The sequence below is a fragment of the Conexibacter sp. DBS9H8 genome, assembly GCF_023330685.1.
Classification (GTDB): domain Bacteria; phylum Actinomycetota; class Thermoleophilia; order Solirubrobacterales; family Solirubrobacteraceae; genus Palsa-465.
Map to the genome: position 1 here is coordinate 2,250,624 of NZ_CP097128.1, position 23,000 is coordinate 2,273,623.

Annotated in this window: 16 protein-coding genes and 1 other RNA gene; 10 read left to right on the forward strand and 7 right to left on the reverse strand. The window is 71.2% G+C overall.

The annotated features are described in order from the left end of the window. Nucleotides 1–49 precede the first annotated feature (49 nt). A complete protein-coding gene (locus tag M3M55_RS10715; RefSeq protein WP_249009498.1) occupies nt 50–1,315 on the reverse strand; it encodes a pitrilysin family protein in 1,266 nt (421 codons plus the stop codon). Between the two features lie 96 nt (nt 1,316–1,411). On the opposite strand from M3M55_RS10715, the gene ftsE reads away from it, so the two are divergent. From ftsE to smpB, 5 genes are read left to right on the forward strand one after another with little or no spacing between them, the layout of a single operon-like run. Further along, the gene (gene ftsE, locus M3M55_RS10720) at nt 1,412–2,296 is read left to right on the forward strand and encodes a cell division ATP-binding protein FtsE (protein ID WP_256469009.1); all 885 of its coding nucleotides are present in this window, start codon (nt 1,412–1,414) and stop codon (nt 2,294–2,296) included. Between the two features lie 12 nt (nt 2,297–2,308). After that, complete coding sequence (gene ftsX / locus M3M55_RS10725; RefSeq protein ID WP_249009499.1) at nt 2,309–3,190, forward strand: permease-like cell division protein FtsX; 882 nt, start codon at nt 2,309–2,311, stop codon at nt 3,188–3,190. A 40-nt stretch (nt 3,191–3,230) separates the two neighbouring features. Then, a complete protein-coding gene (locus M3M55_RS10730) occupies nt 3,231–4,457 on the forward strand; it encodes a S41 family peptidase (RefSeq protein ID WP_249009500.1) in 1,227 nt (408 codons plus the stop codon). Beyond that, complete coding sequence (locus tag M3M55_RS10735) at nt 4,444–6,276, forward strand: RNB domain-containing ribonuclease (RefSeq protein WP_249009501.1); 1,833 nt, start codon at nt 4,444–4,446, stop codon at nt 6,274–6,276. The genes M3M55_RS10730 and M3M55_RS10735 overlap by 14 nt, the downstream gene beginning before the upstream one ends. Then, nucleotides 6,276–6,764 (forward strand): SsrA-binding protein SmpB, encoded by a 489-nt coding sequence (smpB, locus tag M3M55_RS10740; protein WP_249009502.1) that lies wholly within the window; start codon nt 6,276–6,278, stop codon nt 6,762–6,764. Before M3M55_RS10735 ends, smpB begins: the two co-directional genes overlap by 1 nt. Here the strand turns inward: smpB and M3M55_RS10745 are convergent. Further along, nucleotides 6,706–7,491 (reverse strand): RNA methyltransferase, encoded by a 786-nt coding sequence (locus M3M55_RS10745; protein WP_249009503.1) that lies wholly within the window; start codon nt 7,489–7,491, stop codon nt 6,706–6,708. The genes smpB and M3M55_RS10745 overlap by 59 nt on opposite strands. Nucleotides 7,492–7,598: 107 nt before the next feature. On the opposite strand from M3M55_RS10745, the gene M3M55_RS10750 reads away from it, so the two are divergent. The 3 genes from M3M55_RS10750 to M3M55_RS10760 all read left to right on the forward strand — a co-directional run bounded on the left by M3M55_RS10750 (nt 7,599) and on the right by M3M55_RS10760 (nt 14,675). Beyond that, nucleotides 7,599–11,759: a S53 family peptidase gene (locus M3M55_RS10750; protein WP_249009504.1), complete on the forward strand. Its 4,161-nt coding sequence runs from the start codon at nt 7,599–7,601 to the stop codon at nt 11,757–11,759. A gap of 91 nt (nt 11,760–11,850) precedes the next feature. Continuing rightward, nucleotides 11,851–12,378, forward strand: coding sequence for an NUDIX hydrolase (locus M3M55_RS10755; RefSeq protein ID WP_249009505.1), 528 nt, complete (start codon nt 11,851–11,853; stop codon nt 12,376–12,378). Nucleotides 12,379–12,878: 500 nt separating this feature from the next. Further along, nucleotides 12,879–14,675 (forward strand): ABC-F family ATP-binding cassette domain-containing protein, encoded by a 1,797-nt coding sequence (locus M3M55_RS10760; RefSeq protein WP_249009506.1) that lies wholly within the window; start codon nt 12,879–12,881, stop codon nt 14,673–14,675. Nucleotides 14,676–14,711: 36 nt separating this feature from the next. On the opposite strand, the gene rnhA is transcribed toward M3M55_RS10760, so the two are convergent. Continuing rightward, nucleotides 14,712–15,218 carry a ribonuclease HI gene (gene rnhA, locus M3M55_RS10765; protein WP_249009507.1) on the reverse strand — a complete coding sequence of 169 codons (507 nt, stop codon included), beginning with the start codon at nt 15,216–15,218 and terminating at the stop codon, nt 14,712–14,714. A 218-nt stretch (nt 15,219–15,436) separates the two neighbouring features. On the opposite strand from rnhA, the gene M3M55_RS10770 reads away from it, so the two are divergent. Beyond that, nucleotides 15,437–16,117 carry a GNAT family N-acetyltransferase gene (locus M3M55_RS10770; RefSeq protein ID WP_249009508.1) on the forward strand — a complete coding sequence of 227 codons (681 nt, stop codon included), beginning with the start codon at nt 15,437–15,439 and terminating at the stop codon, nt 16,115–16,117. Here the strand turns inward: M3M55_RS10770 and M3M55_RS10775 are convergent. The 3 genes from M3M55_RS10775 to ssrA all read right to left on the reverse strand — a co-directional run bounded on the left by M3M55_RS10775 (nt 16,102) and on the right by ssrA (nt 20,343). Next, nucleotides 16,102–17,037 (reverse strand): hypothetical protein, encoded by a 936-nt coding sequence (locus M3M55_RS10775; RefSeq protein ID WP_249009509.1) that lies wholly within the window; start codon nt 17,035–17,037, stop codon nt 16,102–16,104. The two genes, M3M55_RS10770 and M3M55_RS10775, sit on opposite strands and share 16 nt — an antisense overlap. A gap of 253 nt (nt 17,038–17,290) precedes the next feature. Beyond that, a complete protein-coding gene (locus M3M55_RS10780; protein WP_249009510.1) occupies nt 17,291–19,582 on the reverse strand; it encodes a prolyl oligopeptidase family serine peptidase in 2,292 nt (763 codons plus the stop codon). Between the two features lie 390 nt (nt 19,583–19,972). Next, nucleotides 19,973–20,343, reverse strand: a transfer-messenger RNA (tmRNA) gene (gene ssrA / locus M3M55_RS10785). 116 nt (nt 20,344–20,459) lie between these two features. Here ssrA and M3M55_RS10790 point away from each other — a divergent pair. After that, on the forward strand, nt 20,460–22,040 hold the full coding sequence (locus M3M55_RS10790; protein ID WP_249009511.1) for an MFS transporter: 1,581 nt from the start codon (nt 20,460–20,462) through the stop codon (nt 22,038–22,040). A gap of 8 nt (nt 22,041–22,048) precedes the next feature. Here M3M55_RS10790 and M3M55_RS10795 read toward each other — a convergent pair whose 3' ends face one another. Next, complete coding sequence (locus M3M55_RS10795; RefSeq protein WP_249009512.1) at nt 22,049–22,990, reverse strand: glutathione S-transferase family protein; 942 nt, start codon at nt 22,988–22,990, stop codon at nt 22,049–22,051. Nucleotides 22,991–23,000: the final 10 nt, after the last annotated feature.

Below are 23,000 nucleotides of genomic sequence, written 5' to 3' on the forward strand. Positions count from 1 at the left end.
CCCCTGCCGCGGGCGCGCCGCCCTGGTCTGGGGCGGCGCGGCCGCCGGGTCAGTCGAGCGGAAAGTCATCGGCGCGGTGGGGGCCGACGCAGGCGACGACGAGCTCATCGGCGATCCCGGCAGCGACCTCTCGCACCTCCTCGACGGTCACCGCGTCCAGCCGGGCGATGACGGCGTCCGGATCGGCGCTCTCGGAGAAGACGATCACCTGGGCGGCGGCGTTGCGAGCGATCGCGTTCGTGTTCTCAAAGGCGATCGCCCGCGCGCCGGCCGCGAAGTTGCGCGCGCGCTCGACCTCCTCGGGCCGTGGGCCGTGCTCGCGCAGGTCGCTGACGACCTCCCGCATTCGCGTGAACGCCTCCGTCGCCTTGTCGGACTGGAGGCCTGCGGACAGCTGCAGCACGGGAACGTCGGCGTGGGCGTGCGGGTAGGCGCCGACCGAGTAGGCGAGCCCGCGCTGCTCCCGGATCTCGTCAAAGAGGCGAGAGCCCATCGACCCGCCGAGCAGCGTCGCGTAGATCGTCAGCGCCGCCCGCTGGCGGGGGTCACGGACGTCGATGCTCGGCCGGTAGGACATCCGCAGGTGCGACTGGGCCGAGTCGCGTTCGGACACCTGGACGGTCGCGGCGAAGGCCGGGGCGGGCGGCACGGGCGGCGGGGTCGCCCCGGCCTCGAACCGCTCGAAGAACGCGGCGGCTGCGTCCGCCTCCGGGCCGCCGACGACGGCGGGATCGCCGACGATGAAGGCAGCCCCGGCGCTCGGCACCCAGCGGCGCGCCCGGAAGGCGAGGATGCCCTCCCGCGTGAAGGTGTCACGGAGATGCTCGGCGGGGCCGAGCACCGGCCGTCCGAGCGGATGGTCGCCGAACACGGCGGCGTCGACGAGGTGCTCGGCAACCGACGCGGGCTGGTCGGCGTAGCGGGCGATCTCCTGGATGACCACGCCGCGCTCCTTTTCGAGCTCGGCCGGGTCGATGCGCGGGCGGGCGACGAAGTCGCTGAGCAGGTCGGCCGCCTCCACAAGCTTGGTCGCGCGCGCGGTGATGTGGAAGGCGACGAGGTCGTGGGAGGTGTAGGCGTTCAGCACCGCGCCGGCGTGCTCGGCCGCCTCATTGACCGCCCGGTAGTCCCCGAACTTCTCCCCGCCCTTGAACACGAGATGCTCGAGAAAGTGGGCCATCCCGTTCTCCTCGCGCGCCTCCGTGCGCGCCCCCGCGTCAAAGGCGACGAGAACGGTCACCGACTGGGTGCCCGGCCGGGGGAGACGGTGCAGGACGAGGCCGTTGGCAAGCGGGGTGGAGGTGATCGTCGACACGCCGGCCAACGGTAGCGAGCGGCCTGAAAGTTGCGTTGCAGTCCCCGACAATTTGGCTGGCGCAAAGGTTCGGCCCGGTACGCTGGGCGCCAGCTTATGCCGAACTCACGCCAGAACTCCGGAACCCGCCGACGTCTTCCCGCCTCCGGTCCGGGCCAGAGCAACGCCCGGGCGAGCATCCGCTCCGAGCGCCTCGCCGCGCCCGGCCCCTCCGCCCGGCCCGGCGGTGGCCGCACCGTCGTCGAGTTCCGCTCCGTCTCGCTGCGCTACCCGTCCGGGGACAAGGGCCTTGACCAGGCGACCTTCAGCGTCGAACGAGGCGAGTTCGTGTTCCTGATCGGGTCGACCGGATCGGGCAAGTCGACGGTGATGCGCACCCTGATCAAGGAACTCGAACCGACGTCCGGGACGATCTCGGTCGCCGGCCGTGACCTGTCTGAGATCTCCCGCGCCAAGGTGCCCTACTACCGGCGCAACATCGGCATGGTCTTCCAGGACTTCAAGCTCCTGCCCAACCGCACCGTCTATGACAACGTCGCCTACGCGCTGCAGGTGACCGGCCACTCGCGCCGGGAGATCCGTGCCAAGGTGCCCGACATCCTTCGGCTCACCGGCCTGTCGTTGAAGCTGCACAACTACCCCGACCAGCTCTCCGGTGGGGAACAGCAGCGCGTCTCGATCGCCCGCGCGTTCGTCAACCATCCGCCGCTCCTGCTCGCCGACGAGCCGACGGGCAACCTCGACCCGGACACGAGCATCGACATCATGCGCCTGCTCTACCGGATCAACCGGACCGGCACGACCGTGCTCGTGGCCAGCCACGACCACGCGATGGTCAACCGGATGCGCCGGCGCGTGCTCGAACTGTCCGGTGGCCGGATCGTCCGCGACGAGGCGACCGGCCTGTATGTCCGCGACGAATCGACACGCGAGTTCGCCCAGCGGCTGCGGAACCCGCCCCAGGCCCCCGAGAGCCTGTAGGAGGTCACGGCGATGAAGCTCGGTTTCTTCCTCAAGGAGGCGTTTCGCGCGATGCGCCGCAACGCCGCCCCGTCCTTTGCGGCGCTTGCCGCGATCGCCGTGACGATGGTCGTCGTCGGCGTGTTCATCCCGATCGTCCAGGCAACCCAGGGGTCGGCCAACGGGGTCCGCAACCAGGTCGAGGTCGACGTCTACATGAAGACGAGCGCGACGCGCGCGGAGGAGAACCGCGTTCGCGGCGAACTCCTCGGGATCTCCGGGGTCAAGCGCGTCGTCTTCGAGTCCAAGGCGCAGGCCTTTGCCCAGGAGTCCAAGTCCGACCCGGCCGCCTACGCGCTGCTCTCCTCCAACCCGCTGCCCGACACCTTCCACGTCATCCCCGCCAACCCGGCCAACGCCCTCGCGATCCGGTCGGCGATCCTCGGCCATCACGGCAAGCTGCTGGACCCGGCGATCCAGAACGTCTCCAACCACACCTCCGACACCAAGAAGGTGCTCGAGGTGACCAAACTCGTGACGATCACCGCCGCCCTGCTCGCGGTCCTGCTCATCCTCGCCTCCGTGCTGCTCGTCGGCAACACGATTCGCCTGTCCCTGTACGCCCGACGCCGGGAGGTGGAGGTGATGAAGCTCGTCGGCGCGACCGACTGGTTCATCCGCTGGCCATTCGTGATCGAGGGGGTGCTCGTCGGCGCGATCGGCTCGCTGATCGCCCTGATCATCCTCGGGGTGATGAAGGTCGCGCTGCTTGACCCGCTTGCGGGCAACTGGTCGCTGCTGCACGCCCCCCAGACGATCCCATTCCTGTGGCTCGTCGTCATCCTGATCGGAGCCGGGATCGGCGTCTCCGCGCTCGGGTCAGGGCTGTCGCTGCGCCGCTTCCTGCGGGTCTGAAGCGTCGGCCGGGGCGGCCGCCCGGCTACTCTCCCTGACGATGAACTCGCCACCTCGACGGCCGCGGACGGGCCGGGTCTCAGCCGCCCTCCTGGCCGTGCTCGTGCTCCTGCTCGGCGTGTTCCTCGGCGGACACAGCGGGTGGATGCCGGGGTGGCTGCGGTCGGCGTTCACCAACCAGACCGGTCCCGACCACCAGTTCGCCAGCGTGCTCGGCCTGATCGAGAAGAACTACTACCGGCCCGTCAACGCCGAGGCGCTCGTCAACAAGAGTCTCGAGGGTGCGGTTGCGAGCCTCAATGACCCCTACAGCCACTACTTCCCCCCTGCCCAGCAGCAGCAGTTCCAGCAGGAGACCAACCCGCAGGTGTCCGGGATCGGGGTGACGGTCTCAGCGGTCAAGAAGGGGCTCTACGTCGACCAGGTGTTTCCCGGCGGACCCGCGGCGGAGGCGAAGGTCCAGCAGGGGGAGGTGATCGTCGCCGTCGACGGCCGGACCCTGCAGGGTCTCAGCGTCACCCGCGCCTCGAACCTGATCCGCGGCCGCTCGGGCACGAAGGTGACGATCACCCTCCAGACCGGGTCACACCGCCGGACGATCACCGTCACCCGCGAGCAGATCACCGAGCCCGTCGCGTCATCGACGCTGCTGCACTACCACCACAAGAAGCTCGGCTACCTCGTCTTCGCGCAGTTCACCCAGGGGTCGGCCAACCAGTTGCGCGCCCAGGTGACGAAGATGCTCCACGCGGGCGCCCAGGGTCTCATCCTCGACCTGCGCGACAACCCCGGCGGCCTGCTCAACCAGGCGGTTGCCGTCGCCTCCCTGTTCATCAAGGACGGGACGATCGTCTCGACCCGCGGCCGCAACCAACCGACGACCGTGTACACCGCGCTTGGGGACGCGGTCGCCCCGACGATCCCGATGGTCGTGATCGTCAACCGCGGCACCGCCTCCTCGGCGGAGATCGTCACCTCCGCCCTGCAGGAGAGCGGCCGGGCCAAGGTCGTCGGCACCCGCACCTACGGCAAGGGCGTCTTCCAGGAGTCCCAGACGGTCACCGGCGGGGGGATCCTCGACATCACCGTCGGCGAGTTCTTCACCCGCGACGGGCAGAACCTCGGCGGCCGCGGGGTGGCCTCCGGCAAGGACCTCGTCCGCGGCCCCGGGATCAAGCCGAACGTGTACGTGTACGACAACCCGGACAACCCCGGGCCGGCGGCGCTGAAGAAGGCCGAAAGCGTCCTCGCGGGTGAGCTCCACTAACTGGCCCGGTGGCGCTGCTGCCGGCTTGGGGCTCGGCAGCAGCGGCGGACGCGTCGCGGTCGTTCAGCGACGCGGCAAGTTCCTCGTCGCCGAGCCGTTCTTCGGGCCAGGCTCGCGCCAGGCGCTCAACCGCGACTCCCGCTACGGGGAGGGTGACCTCGTCCTCATCCGCCCTGGCCAGCCCGCCCGCGGGCGGGGCAAGGGCGGGGGTGCCCGTGCTCAGGTCGTCCGCCGGATCGGTCGGGCCGACGGCGCCGCGGCGGTGATCGAGGCGCTGATGCTCGACCGCGGCCTCAGCCGCGGCTTTGAGCCCGCGGTCGCCCGCGCGGCTCGCCACGCTGCCGAGGCCCCCGTCGACGACGGGCTGCCCGGCCGTCGGGATCTGCGTGACCTGGCGACCTTCACGATCGACCCCGACACCGCCCGGGACTTCGATGACGCGATCTCCTGCGTGTCCGAGGACGGCGGCTGGCGGGTCTGGGTGCACATCGCAGACGTCTCCTCCTACGTCACCCCCCGCTCTCCCGTCGACCGTGAGGCCTACCGTCGGGGGACGAGCGTGTACGTGCCCGGGGCGGTCGAGCCGATGCTGCCGGTCGAGCTCTCCAACGGCGTCTGCTCGCTCGTGCCCGAGCAGGATCGTCGGGCTGTCACCGTCGAGATGACCGTCCGCGGCGGACGGGTCCGCTCCGCCGCCTTCTACCCGAGCCTGATCCGTTCGGACCGCCGGCTCACCTACGCGGAGGTCGACGGGCTGTTCGCCGCGGGGACGCTCGGGCCGGCCGGGTGGGGGGAGGGGCTCGCGGCCGCCCGCGCCTGCGCCGCCGCCCTCGGGGCCGGGGCGCCCCGGCCGGGGATCGTCATCGAGTCCGCCGAGCCGGTCGTGCGCTTTGACGGCGACGGTCAGGTGCGCGCGATCGATCGTGAGCCCCAGACCGAGTCCCACCGCCTGATCGAGACGCTGATGATCGCCGCCAACGCCCAGGTCGCCACCCGCCTGGAGGCCGCCCGGGTGCCCGCCCTCTATCGGATCCACGAACGTCCCGAGCCGATGGCGGTCGAGCGGATGCTCGACCAGCTCGCGTCCCTCGCGGTCCCGACCCCGCCGGTACCACGCGGGCCGCTCGCCCCCCAGCAGGCCGGCGAGATCGCCGCGGAGGCGTCCGCGCTCGTCGCCGACTGGGTCGCCCGCCGGGACGGGCGCGGCGCGCTCGGCCTCAACCGGATCGTGCTGCGCTCGCTCAAGCAGGCCGTCTACTCCGATGCCAACCGCGGCCACTCCGGTCTCGCGCTCGCTTCCTACTGTCACTTCACCTCCCCGATCCGCCGGTACCCCGACCTCATCTGCCACCGGGCGCTGCTGTCGCTCACCGGCGCCCGGGAGGCGGCCCCGGAGGCGAGCTTCGTCGCCGCCGCCGGTCCGATCTGCTCGGCCAGTGAACGGGCGGCGATGGTGATCGAGCGGGACGCCGACGACGTCGCCCGCGCGTTCCTGCTGGCGCGGCATCTCCGCGAAGTGGGGGGCGGACCGCCGGCGGGGGTGAGCCCGTCAGCCACCCCCGCCGCCACCTTCGCCGGGGAGATCGTCGGGGTGATCGGCGCGGGCGCATTCGTCGCCTTCGGTCCCGACCTCGCCTTTGAGGGGATGCTGCCGGTGCGGGTGCTGTCCGGAGACTGGTATGAGCTCAATGAGGCGGGAACGGCGCTGATCGGTGAGCGTGGCGGGTCCCTCGCGATCGGGGATCCGATCGCCGTCACCGTCAACGGCATCGACGCGCCGCGGGGACGGGTCGATCTCGTCCTAGCATCAGAGACCTGATGGCCAAGACCCGTAAACGCAAGGCGTCCGCCGGTGACGTCGCGACGAACCGCCAGGCGAGCTTCCGCTACAACCTGCTCGAGCGCTTTGAGGCGGGGATCGTCCTGTCCGGGACGGAGGTGAAGTCCCTGCGTGACGGTCAGGCCCAGCTCAAGGACGCCTACGTGACGATCCGGGACGGGGAGGCGTGGCTCGTCGGCGCCTACATCGCCCCCTACCCGGCGGCGAGCCGGGAGAACCACGTCCCCGAGCATGACCGCAAGCTGCTGCTGCACAGGGCTGAGATCGAGAAGATCGTCGCCGCGACCCGCGAGAGGGGTCTCACCGTCGTCCCGACCCGGCTCTACTTCTCCGGGGAGGTCCGTTCGCGGGCGAAGGTGGAGGTGGCGATCGCCCGCGGCAAGGACCTGTGGGACAAGCGCGATTCGATCAAGTCCCGTGACATGGCCCGGGACGTCGCTCGGGAGCTGCGGGACGTCGGCCGCTGAGGCGGAGCGCGTAGAGGGTCGCCGCGACCGCGGTGGCGAGGTTCATCGAGGAGACGCCGGGCGCCATCGGCAGGGCGACGCGATGGGTGGCGGCGGCGAGCAGCTCGTCGCTGAGGCCGCCACGCTCGGTCCCGAAGACGAGCAGCGCGCGCTCCGGGAAGGTGTCGGGGTCAAGCGGCGTCCCGTCGGGGTCGAGGGCGACACGCGCCCGAGGCGGCGGGGTCGACGATCCGGCGGGCTCGGTGGGCGAGAGGAGGCTGTCGATGCGGTGCACGGGCACGGCGAAGTGCAGGCCGGCGCTGCCGCGCAGCGCGTCGGGATGCCACGGGTCATGGCGGCCGGTGCTGAGCACCCCGCCGGCGCCGGCGGCGGCCGCGACCCGGATGACCGCCCCGAGGTTGCCGAGGTGGGCGGGGTTCTCCAGGCCGATCAGGTGCGCGGGGCCGGCGAGCAGCACGCTCGGCGGGGCCTGGCGGGGGCGCCGGGCGACGGCGATCACCTGCCCCCGCGGCGTTGCCGCCGTCAGCGTCGCCCGGTCGACGACCTCGACGGGGATGTGGATGTCGGGGGCGAGGGCGGACTCGAGCGCGGCGATCTCCTCGGCGTCGGCGGTCCAGGCTCCGAGCAGATGGCCGCCGAAGCGGAGCGCGTGCTTGATCGGGTGGAACCCCTCGAGGACGACGAGCGTCGGGTCACGGCGGGCGTGGCGGACCTCGGTGATCTCCATCGCCATACGGTGACAGACGATCCGAGCGCGACTTTTCCAGCGCGCTCGTGTTCTGTGGGGCGTTGTGTCGTTCTCAGGTGGGGGCTCGAACCAGCAAGGGGTATGTCGTGGCGAGATTGCAGAAGGGCTTCATCTCCGGTGTCATCGCGGCGGTGATCATCATCGGGGCTCAGATCGCCCTGGCGGCGCCGTCGGCCCGGCGCGCAGACGCCCTGACGGCGCTTGGTGGCCGGCCTGGACTCGCCACCGTCAGTCCGGGTGGGCTGCTCAACGGCCCCACGCTCGGACGGGCCCGGGTCGTCCTCGCCAGCGCACCGACCGCGCTCATTCGGTCCGCCCACTCACTCGGAGCCCTCCCGGCGACCACCCGGCTGAAGGTGATCCTCCCCCTGCTCCTGCCCAACCAGGCCGCCTTGACCCGTTTCGTCAGCTCCGAGTACGACAGCCACAGCCCGGACTACCACCACTTTCTGGCACCTGCCGCCTTCACCGCCCGGTTCGGCGCGCCGGTCGCCGAGGTCGATGCCGTCACCCGCGCCCTGGCGCGCCTCGGGCTCGGCGGTGCCGCCGCCCCCGCCAACCGGCTCTACGTCTCCGTCACCGCTCCGGTCAGCCGGCTCTCGGCCGTCTTTCACAGCCCGATCGACGCCTTCGCTGCCGCCCACCCGCTCGGCCTGCTCGGGTTGACGAGGTTCTTCGCGAACACGCGCGACCTCACCGTCCCGGCCTCGCTCGCGTCCCTGGTGACCGGGGTGATCGGGCTCAGCAACGCCGACGCTCCGCAGCCGAACCTCGCGGTCGTCCATCTCAGCCCGGCCCAGCGGCGCCGCTACGCCGCCGCGCAAACGGCCGCGCTCGCGCGGGCCCGCACCCTCGCGCGGGTCCGCACCCTCGCGCAGACCCGGATCCGAAGCCGGGTCGGCGGGGTCTCGCTGCCCGGCAGCCCGGCCGTCCCGGTCGGTCAGGCGGCGACCCCGGTCGGGGTGGGTGGTGGCGCCACCCCGTGCGCCTCCGCGGTCGCCGGGGGCGGGTACACCGCTCCGCAGCTCGCGGCCGGCTACAACCTCAACGGCCTCTACAGCGCCGGTTACCACGGCGAGGGGATGAGTATGGCCCTCGTCGAGTTCGACGACTTCCACGACTCGAACGTGAGTGAGGTCGAATCCTGCTATGGACTCTCCACTCCCGTGACGCGTCGCCTCGTCGACGGCGGGGTCGGCGGCCCGCCCGCCGCGGGAGAGATCGAGGACATGGCCGACATCACGACCGTCCTCGAGATGCTCCCCAAGCTGGCCCACCTCTACGTCTACGAAGCGCCCGCGGACGGCGGGCTGGGCACCCCGACCGATGAGGGGGACGCCGAGCTCGATCTCTACAACGCCTTTGTCACCGACGACCTCGCGCCGGTCATCTCCTCCTCGTGGGGTAACTGCGAGCAGTTCAACTCCGCCGCCTACTCGGCGCTGCTGGGCGACATCACCGAGGAGGCGGCCGCGCAGGGCCAGCAGATCTTCGACGCCGCCGGTGACTCGGGTGCCGTGGACTGTCGCGGCTACCCGAACCCGATCGCCTCGAGCATCAGCGTGGAGGCGGAGGCCTCCCAGCCGTGGGTGACCGGGGTCGGCGGCACCGATCTCAGCCAGGAGTCGACGGTTCCCAACTCGGGGATCCACCACGAGCTGCCCTGGAACGACAACGGTGCCGGGGGGGGCGGGCAGTCGAGCATCTGGTCGATGCCCTCCTGGCAGCGCAACTACCTGGCGGCGACGGGGGACAAGCCCGCCGGGCTGGGAGGCAACTGCAACTCCAACGTCGTCGTCGGTGGCGTCCAGTACTGCCGGATGGTGCCCGACATCGCCCTCAACGCCGATGAGGACGCCGGCGGCGCCGTGAGCGGATCCCCGTCGCCACCGGACTTCTCCACCGAGGGGGACGTCGGTTCGGTCGGCTACTCGATCTACTGTGCGACCCCGAACTGCGGCCTGCTGAGCGTGCTCAGCGGCCAGCCGCTCCCGTCCCCGCCGGCCGGGGCGGGCGGCTGGGAGCCGGTCGGCGGCACGAGCCTTGCCACGCCCCTGGCCGCCTCCGCGGCCCTCCTCTGGGACCAGGAGGCTGAGGCCGACGGCCTGAGCGGGGGGCTCGGTTTTCTCAACCCGAGCCTGTACCAGGTGGCAGCCAACCCGACCGAGTACGCCAACGACTTCTTCAACATCACGACGGGTTCGAACTCCGACCAGTACGGCGGCTGCACGGCACCCGCATGTAACCCGCAGGAGCTCTATGCGGCCGGTAAGGACTACAACATGGCCACCGGGCTCGGGTCGATCGAGGCGACGAACCTCGGGGCCGACCTGATCAAGAACGCGGCCACGCTCGATGTCACCCCGGACACCGAGCACATGTACGGCTACACCTCCGACCCACAGAACCCGTCCCAGCCCGGTCCGGTCACGACGGCGCCGGTCGCCGTCACCGGCGGTGGTGCCGGCGCGAGCGACAGCGCGAGCTCTGACGCGGCGTGGCTGAAGGTGGCCCCGAGCGGCAGCTCGCCGGGGTCGCTGCGCTGGTACGTCGATCCGGCCGGTCTCGCCCCGGGGACGTACACGGCCACGATCACGATCACCGACGCGGCCGCGACCGCCGCCGGGGCGGCTCCGGCCACCCTCACGGTCACCTACACGGTCACTCCGCCCGCTCGGATGAAGGTCACGCCCGCCGCCCTGGATTTCTCGGAGCCGGCGGTGACCGACACCGGCGCGCCGACGACGGCGAGCTGTGGCTCGACCTACTGGGGCGACGAGCTGCTCAACGACGTCAACTCCGTCACTGGAGACGGCGGAACGACGACCTACAACACGCCCGCCTCCTCCCTCAACCACGTGACGATCACCAATACGGGGGCGGGCGGCAGCCAGCTGCACTACCTCGTCGACTACGTCGCCGACACGGGCGCGTGGCTCTCCACGGACCTCCTGGACGCCAACGGGTCGACCCAGACCACCCCGAACCAGACCACCCCGTCCCAGCCGCTCGTGCCGACGAACGGGAGTCTTGGTTCCGGCGCCAGCGCGAGCGTCCCGTTCGCCTCGACCGCCAACGGGAACGCCCTCGGCGGGTACCCGCGGATGAACCAGGGCACCTACGGCGGGCTCGTCCAGATCGTCGACCTCGCCGATCCCGCCGCCACCGTGACGGTTCCCGCCTCCACCGTGCTCGGCAACGGCACCGGCACCCCGACGATGCAGTGGGGGATCAACGGGGCCGGCGTGAGCGACGCGCCGATCCAGGTGACGGCCGCCCCCGGCGCGGCGGCGAGCTTCGACCTCGTCCTGTCAGACCGGTCGGGGGTCTGTGGGTACGCCTACAGCCTCGGGGTGGCCAACCAGGACGGATCAGAGGATCCGGCGGCCACTCCGACGGCGTCGTGGATGACCCTGTCGAGCCCCTACCTCGCGGCCGGAACCGTCGCCGGGACCCCCGCCACGGCACCGCCGGCCTCACCGACGGACACCGGCTCGGGCAACGGGGACACGCCGATCGACCTCAGCGTCCCCTCGACGCCCGGCGTCTATCAGGCCTTCCTCGTCGTCGACTCACAGACCGCCCAGGGGGACGCCGCCTACGGGCCCGCCAGCACCGGCGCGGGCGCACCGAGCATCGAGACGGGGGCGACCACCGCGGACGCGCTGGGGGCGCCCAACGCCCCGGGCACCGGCGATCCGATGTTCATCCCGGTGTGCCTCCACGTCGTCTCGGGGGCCAAGACGGCGACGGCCACCGGGACGAACGCGCACTGTGCCATTTCGTCCCCCAACCCGGGCGGCTCGGGGACCTCCACGGTCACGGTGACGACCCCGAGCCCGACCACGACGATCGTCGTCAGGCCCCCGGCCCATCCGGCCTGTCGGCCTCGCCGGCGGCTCACCTATGTCCAGCACCCGGCGTTCCCGGTCCTCGAACGCCGCGCGATCATCTACCTCGACGGCCGGCGGATCCGGACCGTGCACGCCAAGCAGATCTTCGCCCTGTCGCTGCTCGCCCCGCACCGGAAGCGGTTCACGGTCCGCTACGTCGCCTACCTGGACGACGGTGAGGTGATCTCCCACCAGATCAGCTACAACGGCTGTGCCCGGCCCCGGCAGATCTTCCGGGTACTGCACCGGGCCGACCGACGAATCCGGCCCCGGCATGGCAGCCACCACCCCAAACGCCACCCGAAACGGCACCGGAAGCGGCGCGGAGCGGGGCGGCGGCGCGGGCGCCACTAGCCTCAGCAGGCATTCCCGCCCCGTGCGCCGCGTGAACGCGGCCGCGGGGGCGGGGCACCTCACCTCGCCACCGGGTCGCTAAGGTGGGCCCGTGTCCGCCGCTGATCCGCGCGCCCCCGGTCCTGGCGGCGGTGAAGCGCTCCCCGTCCGGCCCGCCGCACGCGTGTTGCTCGTCGATCCGGCCGACCGGGTGCTGCTCTTTCGCAGCCGCCCGCCCGCGGACGGTCCCGCCTTCTGGTTCCCGGTCGGCGGGCAGATCGAGCCGGGGGAGAGCGCGGAGGCGGCGCTCGTGCGCGAGGCCCGCGAGGAGACCGGCCTGGCGGAGCTGAGCCTCGGGCCCGAGGTGTTTCACCGCCGCTTCATCTTCCACTGGCGCGGGCAGGTCTGGGACGCCCGGGAGCGCTGGTGGTTTGCCCGTGTTCTGACCTTCGATCCGGTCTTTGCGGGGATGGAGGCCGTCGAGATCGACGACTTCTCCGACTGTCGCTGGCTGTCGCCGGCGGACCTGCACGCCGTCGTCGCGGCTGGGGACCGGCTCACGCCCGCCGAGCTCACCGACCACCTGCCCGCCTTCCTCGCCGGCGACTTCACCGGAACCCCGTTCACCGTCGCCGACTGACCCGCTCCGACCCGACTCCCAACACGCGCTCAGGCGCGCTCGTCATCGCTCGGCGCGTGACCGTGCTGAGCGGCCGACCGTCTTCGGCCGGCGTGGACCTGCGGGACCGCCGGGGCCTGTCGGCCACGATCGCCTTCGGCCAGGTGCTCGGCGGCAACTTCGAGCTCGTCCACTCTCAAGGGCTGACGCTGACTCGGCGGGGACGGGGCTGTGGAAACGTCAACATGACCGCCCCGTGCAGCGAGACGGCATCGATCACCCCGGTTGTCACCCCGGTCGGACTTCATCATCGTCGTCGAGTGCTACTGCGGCCATCGACAGCGCGGCCTGCCTCTGCGCGTCCGCCGACCGACCATGGACTCGACCCCGGAATTCCCACATCCACACCAGGACGACCTGCCGCGGCAGAACTCTCAACCTGGCGTTGAGGGTGTTCCGCGGAACGCGGGCGGGTCGCCTCGGCGGGGCGGCCAGCCCGGCGGTGCGTCACCCTTAGGGGAATGGCGGCCGCGCACAACCTCGTCAACCTCTCCCGGGTCGGGAAGGGGTTCGCCGCCCGCACCGTGCTGGAAGACGTCACCCTCGGCATCGCCGCCGGGGACCGGATCGGGATCGTCGGGGAGAACGGACAGGGCAAGTCGACCCTGCTCGGGCTCCTCGCCGGCGAGCTCGAACCCGACACCGGCCAGGTCGTCCAGCGTGGATCACTCAGTGTCGGAACCCTCCGCCAGGGCGACGACCTGGACCGCCACGTGAGTGTGGAGGCAGCGGTCGTCGGCGACCGCGCCGAGCACGAGTGGGCCGCCGACGCCGACTTCCGGGACGTGCTCAGCGGGCTGCTCGGGGGCGTGGAGTTCACCCGCCTGCCGGCCGGGCGGGCCACCCGGACGGAGACGCTGTCGGGCGGGGAGCGTCGTCGGATCGCCCTCGCCGCGCTCCTGCTGACCAAGCCCGAGCTGCTCCTGCTCGACGAGCCGACCAACCACCTTGACGTCGAAGCGATCGCCTGGCTCGCCGCCCACCTGCGCCGCCGCTCCGGGGCGATGGTGATCGTCACCCACGACCGCTGGTTTCTCGACGCGGTGGTGACCGGCACCTGGGAGGTCGCCGACACCCGCGTCCACCGCTATGAGGGCGGCTACAGCGCCTACGTCCTCGCCCGCGCCGAGCGGGCCCGTCAGGGTGCGAGCGTTGAGGCCAGGCGTCAGCAGCTGATCCGCAAGGAGCTCGCCTGGCTGCGCCGGGGCCCTCCCGCCCGGACGAGCAAACCGAAGTTCCGGATCGAGGCGGCCAACGCGCTGATCGCCGACGAGCCCCCGGCCCGCAACCGGGTTGAGCTGCTCGCCTTCGCGCACTCGCGGCTTGGCAAGACCGCCCTGGAGGCGGAGCAGGTCAGCTTCGGCCACGCCGACGTCGTGCGGTTGATGCACGACCTCACATGGCGGATCGGCCCCGGGGACCGGGTCGCCCTCGTCGGGGTGAATGGGAGCGGCAAGACAACGCTGCTCGAGCTGCTCGCCGGGGTCCGCGCCCCGCTTGCCGGGCGGATCCGGCGGGGGGAGACCGTCCGACTGGCGATGCTCTCCCAGCACACCGCGGAGCTGCCAGGGACCGTCACCGTGCGGGAGGCCGCGCAATCCGTCCGGGGTGTCGCCACGCTCGCCGGCGGGGAGCAGATCAGCGTCGGCAAGCTGCTCGAGCGTTTCGGCTTCCGCGGGGAGCGGCTGCGCACCCGCGTCGCCGATCTCTCCGGCGGGGAGCGCCGCCGGCTCGCCCTGATGTCGCTGCTGATGGAGGAGCCGAACGTCCTCATCCTCGACGAGCCGACGAACGACCTTGACATCGACACCCTCACCGCGCTCGAGGACCTGCTCGACGGCTGGCCGGGCACGCTGATCATCGTCAGCCACGACCGCTACTTCATCGAGCGGGTGTGTGATGACGTGTTCGCGCTGGCGCCCGGCGGCGGAATCCGTCACCTTCCCGGTGGGGTCGAGCAGTACCTTGCGGAGCTGACCGCCGGTGGACCCGTGTCGAGCGGGTCCGGTGCCGGCGTGGCGGTCGCCGCCCCCGGGGCGGGCGGGCGGGCGCGGGAGACCCGCAAGGAGCTCGCCCGTCTCGAGCGGGATCTCGAGCGGGCCGGGGCGCGGGAGAGCGAGCTGCAGAACGAGATGGCGGCCGCCTCCGCCGACCATGTCACCCTCACGGCGCTTACCGCGACCCTGCAGGCGGCCGTCGCCGAACGGGAGGCGCTCGAGGAGCGCTGGCTCACGCTCTCCGAGGGGCTCGAGGGCTGAGCGCCTGCGGCGGGGAGGCGGGCCGACGCGGACCGGTCAGACGGCGCGGGCGGCCTCGACGGCGGCGACCGCGAGCGCGTCGGCGCGCTCGTTGAGCGGGTGGCCGATGTGGCCCCTCACCCAGTGCCAGCGGACCTGCTCGTGGGTGTGGGTGGCGGCCTCGAGTGCCTGCCAGAGCTCCCGGTTCTTGACCGGCGAGCCCGACGCGGTCCGCCACTGCTTCGCCTTCCAGCCGGTCATCCAGGAGGTCATCCCGTCGTGCAGGTAGCGCGAGTCGGTGACGACGCAGGCCCGCGAGCCCGGCGGAAGCGCCCGCAGGCCCTCCAGGGCCGCGGTCATCTCCATGATGTTGTTCGTCGTGTGCGGCGAGCCACCGCTGTGCTCCTCGACGACACCGTCCTCCCAGCAGATCACCGCTGCCCAGCCTCCCGGTCCGGGGTTGCCCTGGCAGGCACCGTCGGTCCAGACCAGCACCTCCCCGGGCGCGGCGGTCGGCAGGGCGCCCGGCAGCGAGCGGGAGCGGTGACGGACGGGGGAGGGCATGGGCGGTGATTCAAGCAGCGCGGGCGAGGGAAGGCCGCCGGCCGGGCTGGGAGGGGCCGGGGCAGGCCAGAAGCGGCCGCCGTCACTGCGGGGCGACCCAAACCGTGCAATTCCACTTCGCGGTGGTCCCGGATGCACGATTTGGGGCTCTCAGCGCGCTCAACCACCGACCGGGCGCAGGCAGCCTTCGCCCGAGGACAGCGCCTAATGTCTTTCGCGTGGACCTGGAGCCGCTCTACGGACTCCGGCTGCGCACGCCGCGGCTCGAGCTGCGCTGGCCGACCCCGGAGGAGCTCGCCGCCCTCGGCCGCCTCGCCCGGGCCGGCATCCACGATCCGGACCGGCTGCCGTTCCTCGTTCCCTGGACGGATCCCTCTGAGACCTTCGTCGAGGACTTCACCGCCTATCACGAGGGCCTGCGCCGCGACTGGCGACCGGAGGCGTGGAACCTCGAATGTGCGGTGCTCGCCCGCGGTGAGCTGATCGGCATCCAGGGCATGGAGGCCACCCGCTTTGCCGAGACCCGAACCGTCACGACCGGATCGTGGCTGGGCCGGGCGTTTCAGGGGCGCGGCTTGGGTACGGAGATGCGCAGCGCCGTCCTCAGCCTGGCGTTCTCGGGCCTGGGGGCGGTGCGCGCCCACACGGCGGCGATGGACCACAACGTCGCCTCCCAACGCGTCTCGGCGAAGTTTGGCTATCTACGGTCCGGCGAGCGCTGGCCGGTCGTGCGCGGCCAACCTGTGCGAGAGCTCACCTACACGCTCTCCCGGGAGAGGTTCAGCTCACTCGAGGACCCCGTACCGGTCGAGATCGACGGCCTCGACGGCTGTCGAGCGTGCTTCGGCGCCGACAGCGCCGGTGGGGCCGGGGAACCCAGGGGTCAGGGTGACGGCTGAGGCTGAACGACCGCCCCAAGCAGAAGCTCGGGGCCGGCGACGCCACGCCCCGAGTCAGAGATCGAGTCCGCTCGGCCGGCGGCGAGCCGATCCCCGAGCGCCCAGGTTGCGAAGCAGATCGCGCTGATCGTGCCGGTGGCGGCGACGAGGACGCCGGCGGCGGCGCTCGCGGCGACCCCGTGGGCCCCGAGGATCAGTACGGCGGCCGCCGGTCCCGTGCTCGGTCCGATCGGCAGCTGTCCGAGCGTGAACATCGCGATCAGCAGCGCCATCGCATCGAAGATCGACACGTTCACCCCGATCGCGTGCAGCATCAGCCAGTTGCGGAGGACCTGGGCGCAGACCGAAAGCAGCGTGAAGGCGATCAGCCGGCCGCCGGACCGGTGTCGCATCACCGCCAACCCGGCCCACAGCCCGGTCTGCTTGGCGTGCGAGAGCCGTCGCAGGGCGAGGACGCCGGCGGTGATGACGCCGACGGCGATCATCGGGATCCACCAGGCGACACCGAGCGGGGCGACGAGCGTGAACGAGAACACCGCGGCCAGCACGATCTCGACCGTGATGATCGGCACCTCGGCGGCGAGCAGGCACGGCACGCGGGGTGCGTCCTCCGGGGCAGCCCGACGCAGCGAGGCGATCCGGGCGGCCATCCCGAGGGAACCGTTGACGACGCCGACGAGCGCACCGGCTCCGGCGGCACGGAAGAGCAGACGCCGGCTGACGGTCCCGCCGGCCGCGTGCAGAGAGATCAGCCACGCCTCCGCTCGGGCGAGCAGGGCGACGAGCTGGAGGACGAGCGCGATGCCGAGAACGCTGAGCGGCGCGCTGGTGATCGCCGTGATGAACTCATGGCGGCGGCCGGCGAGCACGACGCCGAGGATGCCGGTGACGATCAGGGCCCCGAGCACGCTCAGGCTCACCTTGCGGCGGAGGGCCGTGGGTGAGGGAACGGCAGATGCACAGGCCTCGAGACCCGGCGTGGGTTTGAGCAACAACGCGACTCCGCGGGATTGAGCGGTTCTGAAGCGGCAGACGGCTGTGTGTCGCCCGCCTCAGCGGCGAACCGAGCTGTTCACTCCCTTGCTTGACCCTATCGTCGACGCATAAGCGGAACCTGAGCGACGCGGCGACCCGGTGGCCGCTCCGGCTCCCGGCTGAGCAGGCCGTTCCGGCTCAGCGCCTTCGCGGGAGGATGCGGATCGTCGTCGTTCCCGTCCCGATGATCACGGTGCACCGATCCCTGCGGGGCACAACCCGGCCCGTTCGCGGAGAGATGAGACGCACCGTCGCGCCCGCGGGAAGGTCGGCGAGGGTGAGACGCGCCGGGCCGTCGCTGGTGACGCGCACGATTCCGCGGGTCAGGCGGGCCTCCGCCATGTCGACGGTGAGGGCCGCGACGTCACGCAGAGCCAGGGTCAGCTGGGGCCGGGCCCGGGAGCGCGCGCCGAGCCGCCAGACCAGGCCGGTGTGGGTGCCTGGGATCGGTTCGGTGACAAGGCTCGTGCCGTCACGGACCGGAGTGGTCGCGGGCTCCGGGATCGCCTGGTCGTCGGCGATGACGGAGGCGATCGTCCCGTAGGCACGCTCCCGGGCCGCCAGCCCGGAGACCCAGTAGTCCCCGGTGGCACCGATCCCGTCACGAGTGCTGTCAAGCGAGGGGTACCAGTCGTAGGTGAAGGAGCCCGGGTCGACGGCGCGCACCGGGTTGCCGAGCGCGGTGACGGCGTCACCAAAGCGGTCCTCGGTGGCGTAGATGAGGTGGTCACCGCCGGTGTGGACGAACAGCTGGTAGCGCTCACCGAGGGTGGCGAACGTGTTCGCCTGGGCGAGCACGCCGGTGGTGGGGACGAGTTCATCCCCGAAGGTCTGGTCAATCACGTAGGGAATCCACTTCGCGTTGGCCAGCAGCGGGGCCGACTGGGAGTCCTTTGCGCACCCCGGGTTGGTCCCCGAGCCGGCGGGGACACCCAGGCCGGGAAGGACGTTGATCCCGCAGATGACCGGGCCGTCGAGGACGAGCGCCCCGGCGAAGTCGTCGGGATGCTCGAGCGCAAGCTTGTAGGCGGCCCAGCCGCCCATCGAGTAGCCGGCGATCACCGTCCGGTTCGGGTTGAGCGTGAACGCCTCCGCGACGTGGCGCCACACCTGCCAGAAGTCGGTCTCCGCGCCCCCGTAGTACCAGCCGCTCGGGCCGAGCCCCTCGGTGGTGACGCAGATCGAGTTACGGTCCTGGCAGAGCTGCTGGATCAGGTCGGGGTCGAGGGCGCCGTACTGGTTGTAATTGACCTCCAGTGAGTGGAGCAGAAACGTGAGCCCGACCGCGTGGCCGGGCCGATATCCCGTCGGAACGTAGATCGAGTAGGGCTGCAGCGGCTCGAGCAGGGTCGGTTTGAGGTTGCCCTCCGGGCCGTCGTCGATGACCTGGCCGTGTCCGAGATCGGCGAACCGTGAGACATACCAGCGGACGCTGTAGCCGGTCGGCTGGGGAATCGGGGTCCTGACGCGGCGCCGCAGCCGGGCCCAGGGCAACAGCAGCGAGAACTTCGACACGTTCCGGCTCGCGAGGGTGCTCGCCTGATCATCTTCCATCCAGAAGTTCCCGGTGATCGCTCGGGCCAGACCGTCGAGGCCGAGTTCTGAGCTGAGCGGCAGGCTCGCGAGGAGACCCTGCGCTGCGCTGGCCCCCGCGTCGCTTGAGGCGCTCGTGTCGACCGGTGGCTCCTGGCTGACGGTACGAAAGGTGACGTTGTAGACCCGTTCGGCGGTCGCCGACGGAACGCCGGCGACGTCCGGCTCGGCGAATGTCTGTCCGTTCGCGCTTGCCAGGCCTGCGGCGAGCCGGATCCGCCACGTCCCGCGCACCGGCATCAGGCGTAGGGGGATCTTGACGATGAAGCTCTTGGCCGTCGGGTTGACGAACAGTCGGCCACCGTGGGTGGTGACGCTCGTTGAGGCGCCGGTGCTCGGATTGATGAGCCACGCGCCGCGGCTGGAGACGACGAGGGCCTCGTCGATTCCGGGGGAGTTGACCCCGGCGTCCGCGGGCCAGGCGGAGCCACCGGTGGCCGGATTGTTGTCGGTGTCGAAGGTCCATTCGGCGATCGGCACGGTCGGGCTGGCCAGCGTCACCCAGTCGACGCGCCAGTAGCTGTAGGCGCCCCGGATGCCGATGCCCGCCCGGAAGATGTCTGCGCCGTTGTTGTCGGCCGGACCGGACGGGAAGGAGTAGTCGCCCTGGCGGGGCGCGAGGGTCGACGTCTGCGCAAACGGTGACGTGTTGAACCCCCCAGGTCCAGAGGCTCCGTAATCGTCGTAGAGGAAGTCGGTCCACAGCTCGGCCCCCCCGTCGAGCCGGCCGGTCCCCGAGGTGGGGGAGAACGCGTTGGGAAACGGCCACTCGTTGTGAGTCGGCTCCGGGTAGGTCGGATCGGGCGCCGTCGCCGCGGCGGGGACATCCCGGGGCATTCCGCGCACCGGTCGCGCTGTGGCGGTGCCCGCGCACACGGCGAGGCCGACCACGGCGAGGACGACAGCCAGGCCCCGCGCGCCTCGCCACCGTACGGGTATCCGCAACCGCTCTCTGCCCTGAGCAATGAACATTCCGGGGCCTCCCTCCCGAACGACCGTGAGGGTGAGAGCCTATCCGACGCTTTGTCGATCTGCTCCGCCACCGGCCTGCGCTGAGGCGCGCACAGCTGTGCGTCCCGTGTGCCGAGTGCGGCCTGAGCGCCCTCACAGGCGGCCGGCCAACGATGCCAGAGAGAACCCGCCCGCCGCGATAGGGCTTCCGATCAGGCTCCGGAAGACAAAAGACGCCTCAGCGCCCGGTGTGGGAACTGAAGCGTCTCACTGTCGAGGTGGAGACGGGGGGAATTGAACCCCCGTCCGCAGTCGCGTAAGAGAAGGCGTCTACGAGCGTAGCCGGCGCTCTGATCTCATCCTGGGGTCGCCTCGCCGGCCGGGTTCCTCAGGACCAGTCCCCTGAATGTCCTCAGACGGGAGGGAACACATCCCGACTGAGCAAGCTCACTGGTTGATCCCGTGTCAGCGCCGTGAGCAAACGCTGGACGAGATGAAACTCAGACCTTGCTGGTGTTAGGCAGCGAGGCCGAGATCAAAGTTGTGCGAGTCCGCACTTATTGTTTTCCAGGTTTTTTACGAGGCCGCCTGGACCCTCGACTCGCGACCAACCCCACGATCCGACCACGTCGAAGCCTGTCGTCCCCGGGAGATGAATCGAGAGCAAGTGTAGTGCGCCGGGTGGGCATACTCAACTGACGTGGAGGCATCGACGCGCTCAGGACCCCGCCAAAGTGCGAGTCGCGCCACCCGTTGGGTGGCGATGGCGCTGCGCGGCGAGTTCGTGCGCCGGGCGGGCGGACCGGTCCGAGCGAAGATCATCCTCCTGTTCGCCTTCACGCTCGGTCTCAGCGGGGCGGATGGGGCGACCGTCGGCGCCGTCGCCCCCCAGCTCGAGACCGCGCTGCACATCGGCAACACGCGGATCGGCCTGCTCAGCTCGGTCGCCCTGCTGATGGGTGCGATCGCGACGATCCCGGTCGGGATGCTCGTCGATCGGATCCGACGGATGCCGCTGTTGGCGGCGAGCATCGTGCTGTGGAGCATCGCCTCGCTGCTCGGAGCCTTCGCGGCCAACTACGGCGATCTGCTGATCAGCCGCCTCCTGCTCGGCGCGGTCGTCGCAACCGCCGGACCGGCGATCGCGTCCCTCACCGGCGACTTCTTCCCCGCGGGCGAGCGCGGCCGCGTCTACGCCTACATCCTTGGCGGGGAGCTTGTCGGCAACGCGCTCGGGGTGATCGTCTGCGGATCGGTGGCCAGCATTGTCGGCTGGCGGGCCGCGTTCGTGCTTCTGGCCCTCCCAGGGATCTTTCTCGCCTGGGCCCTGTGGCGCGGGGTCCCGGAACCCAAGCGCGGCGGGCAGAGCCACCTCTACCCGGGCGCGGAGGCGTTCGAAGACGGCGGGCTGCATCCGACGGTCGTCTTCGACCGCCCTCCGGTGCGCGTGGCGTCTCCCGTCGGCTCGTCGGCCGGTTCGGTCGGCGGCGCTGCGGACACGGCGCACGGACCGCCCCCGTTGGGCGCGGCCGAGGTCGGGGACGACCGGGCGCGGGAGGCGGTCCGTGCGGCCGGGGTCGAGCCCGAGCCCGAACGTATCCTCCACCAGGACCCCCGGGGGATGCGAATCGCCGACGTCGTCCGCTATGCGATCGCCGTCCCGACGAACGTGCTGATGATCGTCAGCTCGAGCCTCGGCTACTTCTTCTTCGGCGGATTGACGACGTTCGCGATCCTGTTCATCCGCGGCCGCTACCACGCCGGCCAGGTTGAAGCCGAGCTCGTGCTCGTCTTCCTCGTCGTCGGCGCGCTGATCGGCACGCTCGTCGGCGGGCGAGTGACCGACCTGCTGCTCGACCGCGGCCACCTCCAGGGGCGCGTGTGGGTGCCCGCCGTCTGCTATCTGCTCGCCGTCGTGCTGCTCGTCCCCGGGTTCCTCGGCACGAGCCTCACCCCGGCGATCTACTTCGACACGGCCGGAGCGGCCCTGATCACGGCGGCGAACCCGGCCCTCAACGCGGCCCGGCTCGACATCATGCCCGCCGGCCTCTGGGGCCGCGCCGAATCGATCCGTACGGTCGTGCGCTCGCTTGCGGAGGCGGTCGCCCCGGTCACCTTCGGAGCGCTCGCCGACCTCGTCGCGGGCGTAATCCCCCAGCAGACCCCGGTCGGCACCCACACCCACGTCGCACCACTCAGCAGTTCGGCGGCCCAGGGGTTGGAGTGGAGCTTCATCATCATGCTCGCCACCGTCGCCCTGGCCGGGGTTTTCCTCCTCCGGGCGCGAGCGACATATGCGATCGATGTCGCGACCGCCGCCGCCTCCAACCAGGGAACCGATTAGGCGGGCGCTCAGGTGAGGGACTCCCGCCCAGCCGGGGCGAGGAAGTCGAGGTCGGGCATCACCGCGACGATGCCGGTCGGGTTGACCTCAGGGTGGGTCCGGTAGTAGTGGGCCCGGATCTCATCGAAGGAGACGGTCTCCCCGAACCCGGGCCACTGGTAGAGGTCGCGCAGATACGGCCATAGGTGCGCGTATTCGGCGAGCTTGCGCCGGCTGCACTTGAAGTGGATCTGGTAGACGGCGTCGAACCGGACGAGGGTGGTGAAGAGGCGGATGTCAGTCTCCATGGGTCGCCCACCGGGAAACAGGAACCGCTGCTCGGCGAGCCGGGCATCGAGGCGGTCGAGCATCGCAAAGAGGTCATCCACGGCGGCCTCGTAGGCCGCCTGGGAGCGGGCGAAGCCCGCCCGATAGACGCCGTTGTTGACCGGCTCATAGATCGCCTCGTTGAGCTCGTCGATCGCGACAGCGAGGCTGGCGGGCGCCAGCTCGACCGGACGCTCGGCGAGCGGCCGGAAGGTGCTGTGGAGCATCCGCAGGATGTCCGCCGACTCGTTGTTGACGATCACGCCCTCACCGCGGTCCCAGAGGACCGGGACGGTCACCCGGTCAGAGAAATCGGGGTCGCTGCGCCGGTACGCCTCCTCGAGCCGTTCGAACCCGTTGACCGGATCCTCATACCCGTCACCCGTGAACGCCCAGCCGCGCCCGTCGCGGACCGGGTCGACGTAGGAGATGGTGATCGCCGATTCGAGCCCGAGCAGCGCGCGGGCGATGATCGTCCGATGCGCCCACGGGCAGGCGCGGCAGACATACAGGTGGTACCGCCCCGGCTCGAGCGGGAAGCGCCCGCTCGCGTCGGGGCTGACGACGTCACGGAAGCGCGAGGTCTGGCGGGTGAAGCTGCCGTCCTCAGACGTCTCACGGGCCATGCTGAAGGGAACGTTCATCTGACCCAAC

Excerpts from the sequence above, each read along its gene's own strand:
- ftsX (WP_249009499.1), top strand. The coding sequence starts at position 2,309 with ATGAAGCTCGGTTTCTTCCTCAAGGAGGCGTTTCGCGCGATGCGCCGC.
- M3M55_RS10790 (WP_249009511.1), top strand. The coding sequence starts at position 20,460 with ATGGCGCTGCGCGGCGAGTTCGTGCGCCGGGCGGGCGGACCGGTCCGA.
- ftsE (WP_256469009.1), top strand. The coding sequence starts at position 1,412 with ATGCCGAACTCACGCCAGAACTCCGGAACCCGCCGACGTCTTCCCGCC.
- smpB (WP_249009502.1), top strand. The coding sequence starts at position 6,276 with ATGGCCAAGACCCGTAAACGCAAGGCGTCCGCCGGTGACGTCGCGACG.
- M3M55_RS10795 (WP_249009512.1), bottom strand. The coding sequence starts at position 22,990 with ATGAACGTTCCCTTCAGCATGGCCCGTGAGACGTCTGAGGACGGCAGC.
- M3M55_RS10780 (WP_249009510.1), bottom strand. The coding sequence starts at position 19,582 with ATGCCCCGGGATGTCCCCGCCGCGGCGACGGCGCCCGATCCGACCTAC.
- M3M55_RS10760 (WP_249009506.1), top strand. The coding sequence starts at position 12,879 with ATGGCGGCCGCGCACAACCTCGTCAACCTCTCCCGGGTCGGGAAGGGG.
- M3M55_RS10745 (WP_249009503.1), bottom strand. The coding sequence starts at position 7,491 with ATGGAGATCACCGAGGTCCGCCACGCCCGCCGTGACCCGACGCTCGTC.
- rnhA (WP_249009507.1), bottom strand. The coding sequence starts at position 15,218 with ATGCCCTCCCCCGTCCGTCACCGCTCCCGCTCGCTGCCGGGCGCCCTG.
- M3M55_RS10730 (WP_249009500.1), top strand. The coding sequence starts at position 3,231 with ATGAACTCGCCACCTCGACGGCCGCGGACGGGCCGGGTCTCAGCCGCC.